This window comes from Pseudomonas syringae group sp. 247E2 (assembly GCF_032587795.1).
Taxonomy (GTDB): Bacteria; Pseudomonadota; Gammaproteobacteria; order Pseudomonadales; family Pseudomonadaceae; genus Aquipseudomonas; species Aquipseudomonas amygdali.
Genome location: NZ_JAWHPK010000020.1, coordinates 69028 through 87886 on the forward strand (window position 1 = coordinate 69028; position 18859 = coordinate 87886).

Here is an 18859-nt window from a genome sequence, read left to right on the forward strand (position 1 = left end):
AATCGGAAAGGAATACCTGTGCCCATCACTGATAGGGAAATTCGTCAGGTCGTCGTCATCGGTGCCGGCCCGGCCGGTTGCATTGCGGCAGCCCTGCTCAAACGCCAGGGCCACGACGTGCTGATTATCGAGCGTCAGCTGTTCCCGCGCTTCTCCATCGGCGAAAGTCTGCTGTGCCATTGCCTGGACTTCGTCGAAGAAGCCGGGATGCTCGACGCCGTGCAGGCCGCCGGTTTCCAGCTCAAGAACGGTGCTGCCTTTGCGCGCGGCGAGCAATACAGCGATTTCGATTTTGGCGATACCTTCAGCAACGGCAAGCCGACCACCTTTCAGGTGCAGCGCAGCAAGTTCGATAAATTGCTCGCTGATCAGGCCGAGCTGCAAGGCGTGGAAATCCGCTATCAGCAGGAAATCATCAGCGCCGACTTCGACAGCCTGCAGCCGGTTTTGCGTGTGAGGCGTGAGGACGGCAGCGAATACAGCGTCCAGGCAACCTTCGTACTCGACGCCAGCGGCTATGGCCGCGTGTTGCCGCGCCTGCTGGATCTGGAAGCGCCGTCGGGCTTTCCGGTGCGTCAGGCGGTGTTTACCCATATCGAAGACCATATCGAAAGCCCGCCCTTCGACCGTCAGAAGATCCTGGTCAGCATCCATCCGCAGCACAGCGATGTGTGGTTCTGGTCGATCCCGTTCAGCGAAGGCCGCTGTTCGATAGGCGTCGTGGCCTCGGCCGAGCGCTTCAAAGACAAGCCCGATGACCTGGACGCCTGCCTGCGCGCCTTTATCGATGAAACACCGCAACTGGCCAGCGTGCTGAAAAATGCGGTCTGGGATACACCGGCAAGGACCATCGGCGGCTACTCGGCGAACGTCACAACCCTGCATGGAAAGGGCTTTGCGCTGCTGGGCAATGCGGCGGAATTCCTCGATCCGGTGTTTTCGTCAGGCGTGACCATCGCCATGCGTTCGGCGAGCATGGCGGCTGGCGTGCTGAACCGCCAGTTGCAGGGCGAAAACGTGGATTGGGAAAGCGAGTTCGCGGTGCCATTGAAACGTGGCGTCGACACCTTTCGCGCCTATGTCGAGGGCTGGTACGACGGTACGTTCCAGAGCGTGATTTTCTACCCCGGCAGCGCTCCGGACATCCGCCGTATGATCAGCTCGATTCTGGCCGGTTATGCCTGGGACGAACGCAATCCGTTTGTCAGCGAGCCCAAGCGCCGCCTGCGCACGCTCTCGGAAATCTGCGCGGACGGTGACTCATGAATCGACCGTTCCTGAGTGACAGCTATGTCGAGGAAACCCGCTTCGGCCTGTGGTTTCTGCGCAGCCACACCTGGCAGTACCGCGTATTGCGTGTGGCGATAGACGATTTGCGCAGCCTGTTCGATAGCGCGCTTCCGGCCGCACCGGTTTTGCTCGACGCTGGTTGCGGGCAGGGCAAGTCGTTTCAGCACCTGAGCAGGGTTTTTCAGCCTTCAAGGCTGATTGGTGTCGATGCCGACCTGCACAGCCTGGAGATGAGCCGTCAGGAGGCACGCGCCAGAGGCATAGAGGTCGAGCTGATCGGCAGCGACTGCGCAGCCCTGCCAGTACCCGACGCCAGCGTCGATCTGCTGTTCTGTCACCAGACCTTTCATCATCTGGTCGAGCAGGAACAGGCGCTTGCCGAGTTTTATCGCGTACTCAAGCCAGGCGGTTACCTGCTGTTCGCCGAGTCCACCGAGGCGTACATCGACACCTGGGTGATTCGCTGGCTGTTCCGCCACCCCATGCACGTTCAGAAAAGCGCGGCTCAGTATCTGCAGATGATCCGCGACCAGGGTTTCGAGTTCGGCGCACAGCATGTTTCGTACCCTTACCTGTGGTGGAGCCGCGCCAGGGATTTCGGCCTGCTCGAAGCCTTGAAACTGCAAAAACCCAGGCCGTTCGGGCAACGGGAAGAAACGCTGGTCAATGTCGTGGCCCGCAAACCGCTACAAGGTGGCGCATCATGATCCGGGTATTATTTCTGGCCTTTCTGCTGCTGGGCGGCTGCGCTGCACAGGCACCGCTGCCGACTACCGCACCGACGATGCAATTGCCGGTGCAGCTGCACATCGAACGCCGACAGGCTGATCAGCGGCAAGACTGGATGCTGGTCATCCAGCGCGAAAACGCCGGGTTGCGCTGGTCGATGATGGACCCGCTGGGTATCCCCCAGGCTCGCCAGTTGCTGATCAACGGACAATGGCAAGCCGACGGTCTGCTTCCCCCCAACCCCGAAGCACGCGAGCTGTTTGCGGCAATAATGTTCGCCATGACCTCGGATCTGGAAATGCATGGCCGCTACCCCACGGCGTACCGCCAGGGCATGCAGCGGCGTCTGGATGATCGCTGGCTGGTCGAATATCAGTCAGCCAACGCCTACACCATCCGTCTCAAGGACGGGTTGAGCTACAGGGTTACACCGCTGAACGACGAGAGCATGCCATGACTGCCTATCTCAATGCGCTGGGCCTGATCTGCTCGCTGGGCGACAGCCGTGAAGAGGTGTCGCGCAGACTGTTCGCAGGCGACAGCTCGGGCATGGTGTTCGAAAGCGGCTGGGTGCCGGAACGCGCATTGCCGGTCGGCGCGGTAAAATCCGCATTGCCGCCCATTCCGCCCGCAATGCAATCGCAGCGCAGCCGCAACAACCAGTTGCTGCTGGCCGCGGCCTTGCAGATCGAAGATGACATTCGTCAGGCTATCGCGCGCTACGGAGCCGGGCGGATTGGCGTGATCGTCGGCACCAGCACCTCGGGTATCGATGAAGCAAGCGAGAGCATGGCAAGCTGGCTGCGTGATAAGACCTTCCCCGACGATTACGATTATCGCCAACAGGAACTGGGCGCACCGGCGAACTTCCTGGCCGGCTGGCTGCAATTGAGCGGCCCGGCCTATGTGATTTCCACAGCCTGCACGTCCAGCGCGCGGGCACTGCTCAGCGCACGACGGGCGCTGGACATAGGCCTGTGCGATGCGGTGCTGTGCGGCGGCGTCGACAGCCTGTGCAGGTTGACCCTCAATGGGTTCTCGGCGCTTGAAGCCATGTCGCCACAACTGTGCAACCCGTTTTCAAGTCACCGCAACGGGATAAACATCGGCGAGGCGGCAGCGCTGTTTCTGATGACCCGCGAAGCTGGCGACAGCCACTCGATTGCCCTGCTGGGCGCGGGTGCCAGTTGCGACGCCCACCACATCTCGGCCCCCGAACCTACCGGCCGGGGTGCGCAGGATGCCATGCTGCAAGCGTTGACCAACGCCCGGCTCGATGCCGCACAGATCGGTTACCTGAACCTGCATGGCACCGCTACGCCGCATAACGATGCGATGGAAAGCCTGGCCGTGCAGGCGGTATTCCCGAACGGTGTGCCCTGCTCGTCGACAAAGCCGCTCAGCGGCCACACGCTGGGTGCCGCGGGAGCGCTGGAAGTGGCGTTTTGCTGGTTGAGCCTGGCACCGGACAACAGCGAACAGGCCCTGCCCCCGCACCTGTGGGACGGCGAAGCTGACCCGCTATTGCCTGCACTGCAATGGACACTGCCAGGTTCGCGCCTGGCACCTGCAAATGCTCGTTACATGATGAGCAATTCGTTTGCCTTCGGTGGCAACAACATCAGCCTGATTATCGGAGATGCCCCATGACCGAGTGGTCGCTCGCCGAACTCATACCCCATGCTGGCGACATGATTCTCATCGATCAGGTGCTGAGTTTTGACCAAGAGCAGATTCAAACCCGCCTGACCGTGCGCGCCGATGGTCTGTTCAACCAGCCGGACGGCAGCCTGCCCGCCTGGCTTGGCATAGAGCTGATGGCCCAGAGCGTCGCGGCCTATGCCGGTTGCCAGGCGCGCACCAAGGGTGAAGCGGTCAAGCTGGGGTTTCTGCTCGGCAGCCGCAAGTTCGAATGCAACGTAGCGCGCTTCCCGCTGGGCAGCGAACTGCATATCCATGCCGTGCGCTCCTTGCAGGACGACAGCGGCATGGGCGTGTTCGAATGCACCCTGACCGGACCGGATATCAAGGCTTTTGCCCGACTCAATGTATATTGCCCGCCCAACACTGCTGACTATCTGGCTGAAGGAGCCCCGGCATGACTGAATCGATACTGGTCACCGGCTCCAGCCGTGGCATCGGCCGCGCCATCGCTCTGCGTCTGGCCCAGGCCGGATACGACCTGATCCTGCATTGCCGCACCGGCCGCAGCGAAGCCGAAGCCGTGCAGGCCGAAGTCGTTGCGCTGGGCCGTCAGGCACGCGTTCTGCAATTCGATGTCTCGGACCGTGCCGCCTGCAAGGCAATTCTGGAAGCTGATGTGGAAACCCACGGCGCCTATTACGGCGTGGTACTCAACGCCGGGCTGACCCGCGACGGCGCGTTTCCGGCACTCAGCGATGATGACTGGGATCAGGTGCTGCGCACCAACCTGGACGGTTTTTATAACGTTCTGCACCCGCTGACCATGCCGATGATTCGTCGTCGTGCGGCGGGCCGTATTGTCTGCATCACCTCGGTTTCCGGCCTTATCGGCAACCGTGGCCAGGTCAATTACAGCGCCTCCAAGGCAGGGCTTATCGGTGCCGCCAAGGCGCTGGCCATCGAACTGGGCAAACGCAAGATCACCGTCAACTGCGTCGCGCCGGGGCTGATCGATACGGCCATGCTCGACGAGAACGTGCCCGTTGACGAACTGATGAAAATGATTCCGGCACAACGCATGGGCACGCCCGAGGAAGTGGCGGGGGCCGTGAATTTTCTGATGTCGGCCGAAGCGAGCTACATCACTCGTCAGGTGCTGGCCGTCAACGGAGGGCTGTGTTGATGAAGCGTGTGGTCGTCACCGGGATGTCCGGCATTACCTCGGTGGGCAGCGACTGGCCGACTATCGATGCGAGCTTCACCGCCAATCGCAGCGGCATTCGCCGAATGGACGAGTGGAACCGTTTCGCCGAGCTGAATACCCGACTGGCTGGCCCCATCGACGATTTCGTCGTGCCGGGGCACTGGACGCGCAAGCAACTGCGCAGCATGGGCCGCGTATCGCGACTGGCAGTGGCTGCTGCGGAACAGGCGTTGATCGACGCCGGGCTGCTGAATGATCCGCTCATTCGCGATGGGCGCATGGGCACCGCCTGCGGCTCGTCAACCGGCAGCACCGACGAGATCAAGGCCTTCGGCAACATGCTGATCAACTCGGTGGCAGTAGGCCTGAACGCCAACTCCTACGTGCGGATGATGCCGCACACCACCGCCGCGAACATCAGCATTTTCTTCGGCCTGACCGGACGCCTGATTCCGACTTCCAGCGCCTGTACCAGTGGCAGCCAAGGCATTGGCTATGCCTACGAGTCGATCAAGTTTGGCCGTCTGCCGCTGATGCTGGCGGGAGGGGCCGAAGAGCTGTGCCCGACCGAGGCGATGGTGTTCGACGCGCTGTACGCCACCAGCCTCAAGAATGACGCGCCACACACCACGCCACGCCCCTACGACAGCGGGCGAGACGGACTGGTGATCGGTGAAGGCGGCGGCATGCTGGTGCTCGAAGAACTTGAGCACGCTCAGGCACGTGGTGCACACATCTACGCCGAAATCGTCGGCTTCGGCAGCAATGCAGACGGCGCCCACAGCACTCGTCCCGAGCAGGCCACCATGCGTCGCGCCATGGAACTGGCCCTGGAAGATGCCAACCTGCCTCCCGAAGCCATCGGCTACGTCAATGGCCATGGCACCGCCACCGAACAGGGCGACATCGCCGAAACCCTGGCCACCAGCAGCCTGTTCGGCCCGCGCATGCCGCTCAGCTCGCAGAAAAGCTTCCTCGGCCACACGCTGGGAGCCTGCGGCGCGCTGGAGTCATGGTTCAGCATCGAAATGCTCAACAGCGACCGCTACATTCATACGCTGAATCTGGTCGACATCGATACCCAATGCGGCGAACTGGACTACATCGTCGGCGAACCCCGGTGGATGAGTAACGAATATGTGATGAACAACAACTTTGCCTTTGGCGGTGTCAATACGTCATTGATATTCAAGCGCTGGGGGTGAGGCCACGCACGTCTCAACTCTCGTACGTCGCTCCACGTCGCATGCCGTTCTGGACGTTCTGCGTCCGGTCTTGAGTCTGCGGCGCGGCGCAGATTTGTGACGCAGAGCGTCACGACAGGCATTCCCACGCGGAGCGTGCGAAACGATAATCTCAACTATCGTGCGACATTGCGCGTTAAAAGCTCGGTAAACGCCTTGGCCATCGGTGACTGTTCGTCCTTGCGCTGTACCAGCCACACCGCGCTTGTCGCGCCGGGGTCGAGGACATTGCGATAGACCACGCCGTCGATGCGCATTCGGCGGTAGGACGCTGGCAGCACGGTGACGCCCAGTCCAGCCGCCACCAGGCCGATGATGGTCATCACTTCACCCGCTTCCTGAGTGATCAGCGGGCTGAAACCCGCGGCGCGCGCCAGACTCAGAACCTGCGCGTAAATGCCGCTGCCATAAGTGCGCGGGAAGAACACGAACGGCTCAGCGGCCAGGGCCGACATATAGATCCCGTTTTCGCTTTCTGCCGCCAGTGGATGGTCAGCACGCATGATCGCCACCAGCGGCTCGTTCAGCAGCTCAAACACCACCAATGAGTCGGGTAACGCCAACGGGCGCATGATGCCGACCTGAATGGTCTTGTCCTCAAGCCCTGCTGCCACTTCCTGGCTGGTGATTTCGGTCAGAGTCAGGTGCACATCCGGATAAGCCTGACGGAAGGCAAAAATCGCCTGTGGAATGCTGGAAGTGAACGGTGCCGACGAAGTAAAGCCAATCTTCAGCTCGCCGATTTCACCCAGTTGCGCACGCCGGGCAACATCAGTGGCTTTATCGACCTGCGCCAGCACCAGACGCGCCTCATCGAGAAAAAGCCTCCCGGATTCACTCAGTTCGACACGCCGGTTGGTGCGGTCAAACAGACGCGTGCCCAGCTCCTGCTCCAGCGTCTGGATCTGCTGACTCAGCGGCGGCTGGGAGATACCCAGCGCCTGTGCCGCACGACCGAAATGCAGCTCTTCGGCAACCGCGATGAAGTAACGCAGATGACGCAATTCCATGCGGCCTCCATTAAGTCGTTTTACCTATCAAACAGGTCGAACAATATATTGGATGGAATGATTGTCGGGCTATATGATTTTTTCATTGCCTGCCCAATCGTGCTCCGAGGTCTCCTTTGAATCCTGCCGTCGCCCCGCCCACCACAGACTTGAATGCCTCCGCTAAACCGTCTGGCGACACTTACATCGAGAAAAACACGCCGCTTTTCAAACGCACTGCACTGGCGCTGTTCGCTGGCGGGTTCTCGACATTCACCCTGCTGTATTGCGTTCAGCCGATGATGCCAACGCTGTCCGGCGAGTTCTCCCTTTCGGCAGCCCAGAGCAGCCTGATTCTGTCCGTCGCCACGGCGATGCTCGCCATCGGCCTACTGATCACCGGACCGATATCCGACCGGCTGGGGCGCAAATCGGTGATGGTCATGGCGCTATTCTGTGCATCGCTGTTCACCATCGCCAGCGCGCTGATGCCCAGCTGGGAAGGCGTACTTATCACACGGGCACTGGTGGGCCTGTCGTTGAGTGGTCTGGCGGCAGTGGCGATGACTTACCTGAGCGAGGAAATCCATCCCACGCATCTGGGCCTGGCAATGGGGCTGTATATCGGCGGCAGCGCGGTTGGCGGGATGAGCGGGCGGCTGATCGTCGGGGTCATGATCGATTACGTAAGCTGGCACGCGGCGATGCTGGTGGTCGGCGGACTGGCCCTGATCGCAGCCGTGGTGTTCTGGAAGATCCTCCCGGAATCGCGCAACTTCCGCCCTCGCTCACTGCACCCTCGCAGCCTGCTGGACGGCTTTGTGGTGCAGTTCAAAGACGCCGGGTTGCCGCTGCTGTTTCTGGTCGGGTTTCTGCTGATGGGCGCATTCGTCACGCTGTTCAACTACATCGCCTACCGCTTTTTGAGCGCCCCCTACAACCTGAGCCAGGCCGTGGTCGGGGTGTTTTCCGTGGTGTATCTGTCGGGAATTTACAGCTCGGCAAAGATCGGCTCATTGGCCGACCGTCTTGGCCGCCGACGGGTGCTATGGGCCGTGATCGTGATGATGCTGGCCGGTCTGCTGCTGACCCTGTTCACCCCGCTGCCGCTGGTGATCGTCGGCGTACTGATCTTCACTTTCGGCTTCTTCGGCGCACATTCGGTGGCCAGCAGTTGGGTCGGACGCAGGGCCACCACGGCCAGAGGCCAGGCCGCGTCCCTGTACCTGTTCTGTTACTACGCAGGCTCGAGCGTAGCCGGAACCGGCGGCGGCGTGTTCTGGCACTACGCGGGATGGAACGGCATCGGGCTGTTTATCGGCGTGTTGCTGCTGATCGCCCTCGGAGTAGCGCTGCGCCTGGCAAGGTTGCAGCCGCTGGGGGCGAAGGTTTAGTCACAAGTCTCCACTCCAAAGAAATTCATTTTCATATATTTGTTTATATTTCATTTTCGTGTAATTTATTTTCATCACGAAAACAGAGATAAAAATAATGAATACCTGTGATCGCCTCGAAACCTGCTTCACTCCTTCTCCTGCGTCATCCCTGCCGAGTACTCCCGAGTCGCCTTCCGGCTGACGGCTTCAGCCGTCGGTATTGCGCCCTCGCCTACCCATTCTGCAAGGAACCGCCGCTATGTCGCCGTCACCCGGTATTTCGCTGTTGGTCTACGCCGCTGTCGCCATCATTGCCTTGATCGTGCTGATTGCGCGCTATCGTCTCAATCCGTTTATTGTCATTACGCTGGTGTCGGTCGGTCTGGCGCTGGTTGCCGGGATGCCGGCCAGTGGCGTGGTCGCCTCTTACGAAGCGGGAGTGGGCAAAACGCTGGGGCATATCGCACTGGTCGTCGCGCTGGGCACCATGCTCGGCAAAATGATGGCCGAGTCCGGTGGTGCCGAGCAGGTGGCGCGCACGTTGATTGACCGCTTTGGCGAACGTAACGCGCACTGGGCCATGGTCTGCATTGCGTTTCTGGTGGGTTTGCCGCTGTTTTTCGAAGTGGGTTTCGTTCTGCTGGTGCCGATTGCCTTTACTGTGGCCCGACGTGTCGGGGTGTCGATCCTGATGGTCGGCCTGCCGATGGTCGCCGGCCTGTCGGTGGTGCACGCGTTGGTGCCGCCACACCCTGCGGCAATGCTCGCCGTTCAGGCTTATCAGGCGTCGGTAGGGCAAACGCTGTTCTATGCCATTCTGATCGGTATACCCACGGCCATCATCGCCGGTCCGGTATATGCCAAATTCATCGTGCCGCATATCCATCTACCGGCTGAAAACCCGTTGGCGAAGCAGTTTCTCGACCGCGAACCAAGAGCAAAACTGCCCAGTTTTGGCCTGACCATGGCGACCATTCTGCTGCCGGTGGTGCTGATGTTGCTGGGTGGCTGGGCCAACCTGATCAGTACGCCGGGCAGTGCGTTCAATGGCTTTTTGCTGTTCATCGGCAACTCGGTGATCGCCCTGCTGCTGGCCACCCTGCTGAGTTTCTGGACGCTGGGCATCGCTCAGGGTTTCAATCGCGACTCGATCCTGAAATTCACCAATGAGTGCCTGGCACCGACCGCCAGCATCACGTTGCTGGTCGGTGCCGGTGGCGGTTTGAACCGTATTCTGGTCGACAGCGGCGTCACCAACCAGATCGTTGGTCTGGCGCAGGACTTTCATCTCTCGCCTTTGCTGATGGGCTGGCTGTTCGCGGCGCTGATGCGTGTTGCGACAGGCTCGGCAACGGTGGCTATGACCACCGCATCGGGGATCGTTGCACCAGTGGCGATGGGCCTGGGTTACCCGCACCCCGAGTTGCTGGTGCTGGCGACAGGCGCAGGCTCGGTGATCTTTTCCCACGTCAACGACGGCGGTTTCTGGCTTATCAAGGAATATTTCAACATGACTGTAACGCAAACCTTCAAGACCTGGACGGTACTGGAGACACTGATTTCCATCGTCGCTTTCGCCTTGACGCTGGGCCTGGCGCAGGTGCTCTGAGTGGACATTCTGTACCAGATACGTGCCCGTCAGGATTCACTCAGCGCGGGAGAAGGCCGGATCGCCAGGCTGGTGCTCAGCGATATCGCCTTTGCCGCAAGTGCCAGTCTGGACGAGCTGGCCAGCCGCGCCGGGGTCAGCAGCGCGACGCTGTCACGCTTCGCTCGCAGCATCGGTTGTCGGGACCTGCGCGACTTGCGCCTGCAACTGGCTCAGGCGAGCGGCGTGGGCAGTCGTTTTCTCAACCCTGAGCCGGCCCCGGAGCAGTCGGCCTTTTTCACCCGGATTGTCGGTGACATAGAGGCCACTCTGCATCAGCACCTGGCCGGGTTTGATGAGTCGCGCTTTGCCGCAGCCGTAGCGTGCCTCAGCGATGCACGCATGATTCATGCGTTCGGCATGGGCGGTTGCTCCAGCCTGTGCAGCGAGGAGCTGCAAACCCGGATGGTACGTTTGGGCTACCCGGTGGCGGCCTGCCGCGACCCGGTGATGATGCGCATGATTGCTGCCACGCTTGGTCCGCAACACAGCCTGATTGTCTGCTCGCTCAGCGGGCGCACGCCGGAGCTGCTCGACGCAGTAACCCTGGCGCGTAGCTATGGCGCGCGCGTGCTGGCCATTACCCTGCCTGACTCCCCTCTGGCGCAACTGGCCGAGGTGGTGTTGCCGTTGCAAATTGCTGAGACCAATTTCATTTATAAACCCACCGCCGCGCGCTACGGCATGCTGCTGACCATTGATGTGCTGGCCACTGAACTGGCGCTGCTGAGCCCTGAAGACAATCAGGAACGGCTGCGTCGAATCAAGCTTGCACTGGATGAATACCGTGGTGGCGAAGACGGCCTGCCGTTGGGAGACTGAAGCATGATTTACGACCTGATCATCCGCGATGCGCTGGTCATCGATGGCAGCGATACGCCCGGAGTGCGCGCCGATGTAGCGATTAGCGACGGGCGCATCCAGCGCATCGGCAACCTGATCGATGCCACTGCGCAGGAAGAGGTCAACGCTGCCGGTCGTGTGCTGGCCCCCGGCTTTATCGACGTCCACACCCATGACGACACGGTAGTGATTCGCAAGCCCGACATGCTGCCTAAGATCAGCCAAGGCGTAACCACGGTTATCGTCGGCAATTGCGGGATCAGCGCATCACCGGTCTCGCTGCGCGGCAATCCGCCAGACCCCATGAACCTGCTGGGCGACGCGGCAGCGTTTGTCTATCCGCGCTTCGCCGACTATCGCGCAGCCGTAGATAACGCCCGGCCCGCCGTGAACGTGGCCGCTTTGATTGGCCATACGGCGCTGCGCAGCAATCACATGGATGATTTGTTTCGCAGCGCCAGCCCGGAAGAGATTGACGCGATGCGCGAGCAGTTGCGCGACAGCCTCAAAGCCGGCGCGCTGGGTTTGTCGACCGGCCTTGCTTACGCTTCGGCCTTCTCGGCCGAGACCAGCGAAGTCAAGCAGCTGGCTGAAGAGCTCAGCGCTTTTGGCGCGATCTACACCACCCACTTGCGCAGCGAATTCGAGCCGGTGCTGGAGGCGATGGCGGAGGCCTTCGACATAGGCCGCCATGCGCGCTCGCCAGTGGTGATTTCCCACATGAAATGCGCTGGCGCGGGTAACTGGGGCCGCAGCCCGCAACTGCTGGCGGCCCTGGAAAAAGCTGCGCAGGACCATCCGGTCGGTTGCGATTGTTACCCTTATGCGGCCAGCTCTTCGACGCTGGACCTGAAACAGGTCACCGACGCATTCCGTATCACCATCACCTGGTCAACGCCGTACCCGGATCAGGGCGGCCGGGATCTACAGGACATTGCCGCCGACTGGGGGCTGTCATTGCTGGACACCGCACGCAAGTTGCAGCCTGCGGGTGCGGTGTACTACGGCATGGATGAGGGCGACGTCGAGCGCATCATGTCTCACCCGCTGTCAATGATCGGCTCCGATGGCCTTCCGGAAGATCCGATCCCCCATCCGCGCTTATGGGGCGCATTCCCCAGAGTGCTTGGCCATTTCAGCCGCGACAAAGGGCTGTTTGCATTGCACACCGCCGTACACAAAATGACCGGGCTGTCGGCAGCGCGCTTTGCCTTGCACGAGCGCGGCTTTATCCGCGAGGGCTACTGGGCAGACCTGGTGCTGTTCAATCCGCAAACCGTGCGCGATGTGGCGGATTTTAAAGACCCTCAGCGAGCGGCACAGGGCATTGACGGCGTCTGGGTCAACGGCCGCTTGAGCTATGCCGAAGGCAAGCCGCAAGGCGAGCGACAGGGTAGATTCCTGCCGCGCAGCGGTTCGCTGCTGGAGGGCTTTACGGATTGAAAAGCGCCGACGTAAGCGTCGGCGCTGAAAAGAGCCGATGCGCCCTGATGTATCGACGCATCGTCAGTCGGACAATTACTGGTGATACTGCGCCGACAACTCATGTACTGCGTTGATGAACGCACCAGCATTGGCCGGGTCGACTTCAGGGGTGATGCCGTGGCCGAGGTTGAAGACGTGGCCGGTGCCGCTGCCGTAGCTGGCGAGGATGCGTGCGACTTCCTGGCGGATGGCTTCCGGGCGTGCGTAAAGCACGGTCGGGTCCATGTTGCCCTGCAGCGAAACCTTGCTGCCGACGCGCTGACGTGCTTCGCCGATGTCGCAGGTCCAGTCCAGGCCCAGAGTATCGGCGCCTATGTCGGCGATGCTTTCCAGCCACAGACCGCCGCCTTTGGTGAACACGATGACCGGCACCTTGCGCCCATCGTGCTCGCGAATCAGGCCGTTGACGATCTTGCGCATGTAAGCCAGCGAGAATTCCTGATACGCCGCCGAAGACAGGCTACCGCCCCAGCTGTCGAATATCTGCACCGCCTGGGCGCCCGCGAGAATCTGGCCATTCAGGTAGGCCGTGACTGACTGCGCCAGTTTGTCGAGCAGCAGGTGCATGGCTTGCGGGTTGTCGTAGAGCATGGCCTTGGATTTGCGGAAGTCCTTCGAGGAGCCGCCTTCGACCATATAGGTCGCCAGGGTCCACGGGCTGCCGGCAAAACCGATCAGCGGCACACGGCCGTTGAGTTCGCGACGGATGGTGCTGACCGCGTCCATCACATAGCCCAGGTCCTTCTGTGCATCCGGGATGGGCAGTGCTTCGATGTCAGCCAGCGTGCTGACGGTTTTCTTGAAGCGCGGGCCTTCGCCGGTCTCGAAGTACAGGCCCAGGCCCATTGCGTCGGGAATGGTCAGGATGTCGGAGAACAGAATCGCCGCATCCAGCGGGTAGCGATCCAGCGGCTGCAGCGTGACTTCACAGGCGAACTGCGGGTTCTTGCACAAGCTCATGAAGTCCCCGGCACTGGCGCGGCTGGCGCGGTATTCAGGCAGGTAACGGCCTGCCTGGCGCATCATCCATACCGGCGTGACGTCTACGGGTTGCTTAAGCAAAGCGCGAAGGAAACGGTCGTTCTTCAGGGCAGTCATGTCGGCATCCGCAATAAAAGTGCCGGCATTTTCTCAGAGCGCGACGCAAAAGGCACGGCAAGAGCCGTGCCTTTTGTCTATCGTGCCGATTTGCCGTGCTAATACAGCTCCGCGCCCGGTGTAAGACTGGGGCGGGCCTGCGCTATTTGTGGGGATCTATGACGTCAAACGCCTTGATAACGCTTTTTTCAGCCCGGGCAAGTATCAGGCGCCAGGCACCTCTGCCGGTGCTCCTGCCAATACCGGGAAGGTCCAGCGAGAACTGGCTTTTACCATACTTGTGCAGACTGCCATTGCCATCCAGCACATATCTATCAACTGCTTTTTTGACAGCAGCTTCAAGGTCATCGTTAGGGAGGTCATTTTCCGCATGCCTGAAACGCCGACTTTCAAAAAAGCCATCGATATCCACTTTGTATCTTTTTATCCGATTGCTATCCGAGGAATCGCCATCACTCCCCGAGCCGTTCGATGGTCTGCCTTTTAATCGTTTGTTGCCGCCGCGCAACCCTGCCGACGCATGTACCCAGACCCCTTGCCTATCAAGTTGAATCGGCAATTGATAATGCGCATCTGGCCGCCGGGGATCGATCACCCTCCATGCTGCGAAATCGGCATCGTATCTGACGGCATAGGTCTTACCTTGTTGCACAGCATAAAAGCGGCTTGGCGCACCTTCCTGGGTCTTTTCATAAACGCCGTTGTCGAGCTGTTTCAATCCACCGGGTGTTTTTGCCACTGCTGTTTTCGGATCAAGGACAGAACGGCCGATTGATGTGGTCGACGATGTCTGAACCCTTCGTGCTCTGGGCAGCGTCAAACCATCAGCCAGCAGCAACGCCGCCTGGACAAAATACAAGGGGGCACCTTTCTCTTCACCGCCAGCTTTTGCGACGCCCTGCCAGATGGCATAAAAGCTGCGCAATGCTGCAATCGGCAGCCTTACCTTGAAAGGCGCGAAGGTGAGCACGATGTCGCCAACGACTTTGGTGATTTCCCAGGCACTTTCCCAATAGATTTCCCAGTTGGTTTTGGTCTGTTCATTCACAGCAGAAATCACCCTCCCGACTTCAGAGTCATAGACTGCCTCAAGAAAACTTCCAGTGCAGGGCTGCAGTTCCATGAACAGCGTTTCACGGCGGACGGTCAGAATATGCCTGACATCGTCCTGGGAGGCCAAAGGCACCCTGCCCACCAGATAGTCCAGTAAATCCGGTTCAAGCAGTATCCGCTGCTGAAACTCCTGCGGATCGCTCATTTCCCGGAAGCATATTCCGTCAGGAGCCTGCGGGGTGAAAACCACAAAAGCGGCGACGCTGGAGCGCGACTCTGCGCCGATCACCAGTACGCCGCTCAATGACACGTCATTGATGGATAACTGGCTGACCTGAATGCGATGCCCCTCCACCGTTGCACGGTCATCACTGTCAATTGGGTGATCAAGCACGGCAGCAACCCATTTGTAGCCCCTGCTCGCCAGCTCGGGAGGAAGTCCGCCATCGCCCAGAAAGTCACCCGCCATCTTCGCCTCTATCACGTCGAGGCGCATTTGCGCGCGCATGACACGAGCATAACGTTCACGGTGCCATTGCCCTGCCGCCGACGTGGACAGTACTGTGCGGAGGTATCTTGAATAATCTTCGCCAATGTTCAGATCACGAATCAGGCCGAACAGATAACCGGCGTTGAGGAAACTGACCAGTTGCCCCTGATCGTCAAACGCGCGGCTGGTGAGCAGAAAGTTGATATTGGTGAGTGCAATGTTTTCCAGCGACAGATCTGTAAGGCTGCGCTTATGCGTTTCATAATGCGGCTCCAGTTCTGAAGGGCCGATATATTCGTAATCGGTATCAATAATAATGCCTGGATCAATCTCGATGCTGACGGTATGCACGCTGATATGGTCAGGATCCACTGCAATACCGTGGTCGAGCAAAATCCGTTCCTGCAGCTTTTGCCGCGCATATTTGCGCAATTGGTCGGGCTGTCCGTAGCCGGAAGGATCCAGCAGGTCAGGTGCCTGAGCTTCGAGCAAGGCTTGGCTGTAGTCCTGCACCGCCATTTTCCAGCTTTGTTTTTCGGCAGCCGTCGCGTTCGCGAACCAATCAGGCAGAAACCCGCTTTCGATTTCGGTTGGTTTGCCGGGGTCGAACCAGCCGCGATTTTCCTCGATCGCGTGCTGGGTCAGAACATCGCGAAAGCCCTGTACGTCCTGCTCGAATTGCATACCCAGCGATGACCGCTCGTCAGCCTTCAATTGCGAACTGATTGCCAGATAGAAGCTGTCGGTGCCCTGTTTGAATGAAGTTATCTCACCGTTGCCGGTGTCCTTTGCGCTGTAATTTCCGTAGTTGTCATGCAGCAGAATAATACGGTTATCGTCAGTATCTGCCGGGGCGTAATTGCTCGCACCAGCGTCGAAGATCAACACGTCCCGGCCCGATTCGGCCGCCAGTAATTTGCGGACGATACTGCGGGCCAGCTCATCCGTGTAGGAATTGAAGCTTCGCGTTCGCGACAGCCCGTCGATAGCCAGACTGTTGCTCCACTCATCCAGCGAAATGTTCATTGCTTCGCCAAATGCGTCCGGCAGAACAAGATTATTCAGGAAATCGGCCTCTTCCTGTTCTGTCAGCGGCATCTGCTGCAACAGCTCTTCGAGACGTCCTGCCGGAACCTCGGGGCATAAGGCGCACAGCGCGCTAAGGGCCGGAGACAGCGGCGTCTGCTGACGAACCCACAGAGGCAAGAAAGGATTGCGCGCGCGGGTATCCAGTTGGCCCTTTGAGGTGCCTTCATCAGCTGCCACCAGCGCATCGAACAACAGCGGTCTCTGGTCTTTTGCCAGCCCCGCTATTTGCTCACGCAGAGTAACGATTCGCCCGGCATCACTGCTACTGCCCGGAAAGTTACCCCCCATTCCAACGCTGGAACCTGCCGGCAACTGACTGAACACCCAGCGCAGTAACGGCTCGTCATCGGCGACCTGAACATTGTCCGGGACGATGTAAGCGTCGACATTTTGCGTCAGGACAATGCTGTCCTGAACGACGCTTTCATCACTGCCTTTCAGAAAGACTGCGAGTACTTCATCGTTTTCGTTGTGAATCCTGATGGACAGGTCTGCTGGCCAGTCTGGCAACTGAACCAGCAAGGAGAACAGCGCGTCTTCACCGTCTTCAGGAAAAAAATCCTTTTCTGTAAAGCGCTCGACGAACTGGTCGATTATCCGGTCCGCGCGTTCTCGGGTCCGGTGTTCGCGCACGGCAACCGTGCTGGGCGTGAACCTGTCCGGCCCGAGAGATTTCTGCTCATTGGATCGAGCAAGTTTGCCCATGGGTGCTGCTTTCAACATGGCTATTTCCTTATAGCGACATGGATGGCGGGAGTATCTAAGGCGATGAACTCCCCAAAAGGATCAGGAGCCTAAACCTTTTTAAGAGCAGGTACAGAGGGCGGAAAACAGCTGTAAACAATCGCTTGTCGCAGACGCCGGAACAGGCCTTGATCGGGACCTGGACAAGAGGGTTGAAACCTTGATGCGCCGCCTCTGGCGGGGCGACGCAACTTAATGAAAGGCGGTTGTACTTCCGGGACCGGATTATTTCAAAACGTCACAAAACCGTTTTCCGACGCCCGTCCCTGACATCCAGGCCTGGCCTGCACCAGACAGGGATAGGGAATCAATCAGCCTGGCTGATACCCGAATGAACCGAGGCTGCCGATGTTGCAAGCGCCTGTTCAAGTGCGTAGGCATAGCTCAGCAAAGCACCTTCATCCCAGGCAGTGGAAAGAAAATATAACCCTCTTGGCAGGCCATTCTCTTCGAGCCCGACAGGCACGGTTATTCCCGGATAACCTGCGATAGCGCCAACCGCTTTGAAAGAAACCTCTGACCAGTCAATGAGCACGTCCAGCGAGTGTTGCTGCAAGAGCCCATCGATCAATTGTCGATGAGCAGCACGCAAGCTGGTTGCAATCGACAGGTAATCCTCCTGATCTACAGACACGCTGGAGGAGTCAATCAATAAATCCTGATCATAAGCTTGCGCCCCAGGAAACGCGGTGTTGAATGCAATGATCTCATCCAGCGTGCTGACACCCAGCCCGGTGCGTGTGCTCAAGTAAGCGTTAAGCTCGCGCTTGAAATCATGCAGCAGCACTAAATACTCTGAAGTGCTATCAATCGACGGAACATCGACGGGAACCAGTATCGCCCCGGCAGCACTCAGACGACTCTTCACCTTTTGGAATTCAGGATCGTCATCCATTGGCATGCCGTCATGGGTGTGGTTTGGATAGCCCAGGCGCTTGCCGCGCAAGGCGTCCGTTCTGAGGTGGTCGACATAGTTCACTCCATCGGTGGAGGCTCGGGCGGTGGCTTCGTCGAGAGGGTCGTTGCCGCTCATCGCCGTCAGCAGGATCGCGGTATCCGTGACCGTTCGCGCCATTGGGCCGGGGGTGTCCTGACGACTGGAGAGCGGAATCATACCGGTACGACTAAGCAGACCCAGCGTAGGCCTAAGCCCTATGACACCACTCGTGGCGGCAGGTTGAATGATCGAACCATTGGTCTCGGTGCCTACCGCCAAAGGTGAAAATCCAGCTGCAAGACCCACTGCCGAACCTGAGCTGGAGCCAAGCGGATCAGCGCTCAAGTCATAGGGATGACGCGTCTGCCCGCCTCGGCTGCTCCAGCCGCTAGGTACCTCGTACCCACGGAAATGCGCCCATTCGCTGAGATTGGCCTTGCCGATAATGATCGCGCCGGCATCGCGAAGCCGCTGCACCACAAAAGCATCGCGTGGAGCAGGCAATCCGACCATTGAGAGAGCGCCCGCAGTGGTCTGCATCTGATCGCCCGTATCAAGATTGTCTTTTACCAGTATGGGGATGCCATGCAGCGGCCCACGTTTCTCCCCGCGAGAACGCTCCCCGTCCATTTGCGCGGCTATCTGCAGAGCGTCGGGGTTGATTTCAATGACAGCGTTGAGCGCCGGGCCATTTTTGTTCAGCACTTCGATGCGCTGAAGCAAGTCTGTCACCAGCCCGACAGAGGTCAGGTTGCCTGCACTCATGCGTCGCTGAAGCTCGACACCGGATTCAAAGTAAACAGCCTTGTTTTCGATGATCGAACCGAAAACGGGTCCATCGAAGTTGGCGGGTGTCTGGCTGGCAAATGCAAAGGGCGCTATCGAGAGCGCGAGGCAGAAACCAAACTGATTTTTCATGATGTCCTTCCCTGGTTGATAAAACGCTCGTCTTGAGCGAGTTACACCGAGCTTAGGAAGGAGGGCGCAGAAGGGATG

The 18859-nt window shown here is 59.5% G+C and carries 15 protein-coding genes; 11 read left to right on the forward strand and 4 right to left on the reverse strand.

Going from position 1 to position 18859, the window contains the following annotated elements; translation table 11 throughout:
* Positions 1–18: 18 nt before the first annotated feature.
* Genes RYC18_RS18865 through RYC18_RS18895 form a run of 7 tightly spaced genes read left to right on the forward strand, consistent with a single transcriptional unit; the run spans position 19 to position 6072 of the window.
* Positions 19–1266: an NAD(P)/FAD-dependent oxidoreductase gene (locus RYC18_RS18865; RefSeq protein WP_316886596.1), complete on the forward strand. Its 1248-nt coding sequence runs from the start codon at positions 19–21 to the stop codon at positions 1264–1266.
* A complete protein-coding gene (locus tag RYC18_RS18870) occupies positions 1263–1997 on the forward strand; it encodes a class I SAM-dependent methyltransferase (protein WP_016980628.1) in 735 nt (244 codons plus the stop codon). The genes RYC18_RS18865 and RYC18_RS18870 overlap by 4 nt, the downstream gene beginning before the upstream one ends.
* Complete coding sequence (locus tag RYC18_RS18875; protein ID WP_057424268.1) at positions 1994–2476, forward strand: hypothetical protein; 483 nt, start codon at positions 1994–1996, stop codon at positions 2474–2476. The genes RYC18_RS18870 and RYC18_RS18875 overlap by 4 nt, the downstream gene beginning before the upstream one ends.
* Positions 2473–3669 (forward strand): beta-ketoacyl-[acyl-carrier-protein] synthase family protein, encoded by a 1197-nt coding sequence (locus RYC18_RS18880; RefSeq protein ID WP_316886597.1) that lies wholly within the window; start codon positions 2473–2475, stop codon positions 3667–3669. Before RYC18_RS18875 ends, RYC18_RS18880 begins: the two co-directional genes overlap by 4 nt.
* Positions 3666–4121, forward strand: a complete 456-nt coding sequence (locus RYC18_RS18885; RefSeq protein WP_002551673.1) for a hotdog family protein — start codon at positions 3666–3668, stop codon at positions 4119–4121. The genes RYC18_RS18880 and RYC18_RS18885 overlap by 4 nt, the downstream gene beginning before the upstream one ends.
* On the forward strand, positions 4118–4846 hold the full coding sequence (fabG, locus tag RYC18_RS18890; RefSeq protein ID WP_057403619.1) for a 3-oxoacyl-ACP reductase FabG: 729 nt from the start codon (positions 4118–4120) through the stop codon (positions 4844–4846). The genes RYC18_RS18885 and fabG overlap by 4 nt, the downstream gene beginning before the upstream one ends.
* Positions 4846–6072: a beta-ketoacyl-ACP synthase gene (locus RYC18_RS18895; RefSeq protein ID WP_316886598.1), complete on the forward strand. Its 1227-nt coding sequence runs from the start codon at positions 4846–4848 to the stop codon at positions 6070–6072. The genes fabG and RYC18_RS18895 overlap by 1 nt, the downstream gene beginning before the upstream one ends.
* Before the next feature lie 155 nt (positions 6073–6227).
* Here the strand turns inward: RYC18_RS18895 and RYC18_RS18900 are convergent, their stop codons facing one another.
* On the reverse strand, positions 6228–7121 hold the full coding sequence (locus tag RYC18_RS18900; RefSeq protein ID WP_005731006.1) for a LysR family transcriptional regulator: 894 nt from the start codon (positions 7119–7121) through the stop codon (positions 6228–6230).
* A 116-nt stretch (positions 7122–7237) separates the two neighbouring features.
* Between RYC18_RS18900 and RYC18_RS18905 the strand changes: the two genes are divergently transcribed.
* From RYC18_RS18905 to RYC18_RS18920, 4 genes are all read left to right on the forward strand, one after another.
* Complete coding sequence (locus tag RYC18_RS18905) at positions 7238–8494, forward strand: MFS transporter (RefSeq protein ID WP_316886599.1); 1257 nt, start codon at positions 7238–7240, stop codon at positions 8492–8494.
* Positions 8495–8735: 241 nt separating this feature from the next.
* The gene (locus RYC18_RS18910; RefSeq protein WP_004654277.1) at positions 8736–10085 is read left to right on the forward strand and encodes a gluconate:H+ symporter; all 1350 of its coding nucleotides are present in this window, start codon (positions 8736–8738) and stop codon (positions 10083–10085) included.
* The gene (locus RYC18_RS18915) at positions 10086–10946 is read left to right on the forward strand and encodes a MurR/RpiR family transcriptional regulator (protein ID WP_005752558.1); all 861 of its coding nucleotides are present in this window, start codon (positions 10086–10088) and stop codon (positions 10944–10946) included.
* A gap of 3 nt (positions 10947–10949) precedes the next feature.
* Positions 10950–12410: a D-aminoacylase gene (locus RYC18_RS18920; protein WP_316886600.1), complete on the forward strand. Its 1461-nt coding sequence runs from the start codon at positions 10950–10952 to the stop codon at positions 12408–12410.
* Positions 12411–12485: 75 nt separating this feature from the next.
* Here RYC18_RS18920 and hemE read toward each other — a convergent pair whose 3' ends face one another.
* The 3 genes from hemE to RYC18_RS18935 all read right to left on the reverse strand — a co-directional run bounded on the left by hemE (position 12486) and on the right by RYC18_RS18935 (position 18781).
* Entirely contained in the window at positions 12486–13550 is a 1065-nt protein-coding gene (gene hemE, locus RYC18_RS18925) for a uroporphyrinogen decarboxylase (RefSeq protein WP_004666485.1), read from the reverse strand.
* Between the two features lie 142 nt (positions 13551–13692).
* Positions 13693–16905, reverse strand: coding sequence for a dermonecrotic toxin domain-containing protein (locus tag RYC18_RS18930; protein ID WP_117140321.1), 3213 nt, complete (start codon positions 16903–16905; stop codon positions 13693–13695).
* 328 nt (positions 16906–17233) lie between these two features.
* Positions 17234–18781 carry an amidase family protein gene (locus tag RYC18_RS18935; RefSeq protein WP_316886601.1) on the reverse strand — a complete coding sequence of 516 codons (1548 nt, stop codon included), beginning with the start codon at positions 18779–18781 and terminating at the stop codon, positions 17234–17236.
* Between the last annotated feature and the right edge of the window lie 78 nt (positions 18782–18859).

Excerpts from the sequence above, each read along its gene's own strand:
- RYC18_RS18870 (WP_016980628.1), top strand. The coding sequence starts at position 1,263 with ATGAATCGACCGTTCCTGAGTGACAGCTATGTCGAGGAAACCCGCTTC.
- RYC18_RS18875 (WP_057424268.1), top strand. The coding sequence starts at position 1,994 with ATGATCCGGGTATTATTTCTGGCCTTTCTGCTGCTGGGCGGCTGCGCT.
- RYC18_RS18880 (WP_316886597.1), top strand. The coding sequence starts at position 2,473 with ATGACTGCCTATCTCAATGCGCTGGGCCTGATCTGCTCGCTGGGCGAC.
- RYC18_RS18885 (WP_002551673.1), top strand. The coding sequence starts at position 3,666 with ATGACCGAGTGGTCGCTCGCCGAACTCATACCCCATGCTGGCGACATG.
- fabG (WP_057403619.1), top strand. The coding sequence starts at position 4,118 with ATGACTGAATCGATACTGGTCACCGGCTCCAGCCGTGGCATCGGCCGC.
- RYC18_RS18895 (WP_316886598.1), top strand. The coding sequence starts at position 4,846 with ATGAAGCGTGTGGTCGTCACCGGGATGTCCGGCATTACCTCGGTGGGC.
- RYC18_RS18900 (WP_005731006.1), bottom strand. The coding sequence starts at position 7,121 with ATGGAATTGCGTCATCTGCGTTACTTCATCGCGGTTGCCGAAGAGCTG.
- RYC18_RS18910 (WP_004654277.1), top strand. The coding sequence starts at position 8,736 with ATGTCGCCGTCACCCGGTATTTCGCTGTTGGTCTACGCCGCTGTCGCC.
- RYC18_RS18920 (WP_316886600.1), top strand. The coding sequence starts at position 10,950 with ATGATTTACGACCTGATCATCCGCGATGCGCTGGTCATCGATGGCAGC.
- hemE (WP_004666485.1), bottom strand. The coding sequence starts at position 13,550 with ATGACTGCCCTGAAGAACGACCGTTTCCTTCGCGCTTTGCTTAAGCAA.
- RYC18_RS18930 (WP_117140321.1), bottom strand. The coding sequence starts at position 16,905 with ATGTTGAAAGCAGCACCCATGGGCAAACTTGCTCGATCCAATGAGCAG.
- RYC18_RS18935 (WP_316886601.1), bottom strand. The coding sequence starts at position 18,781 with ATGAAAAATCAGTTTGGTTTCTGCCTCGCGCTCTCGATAGCGCCCTTT.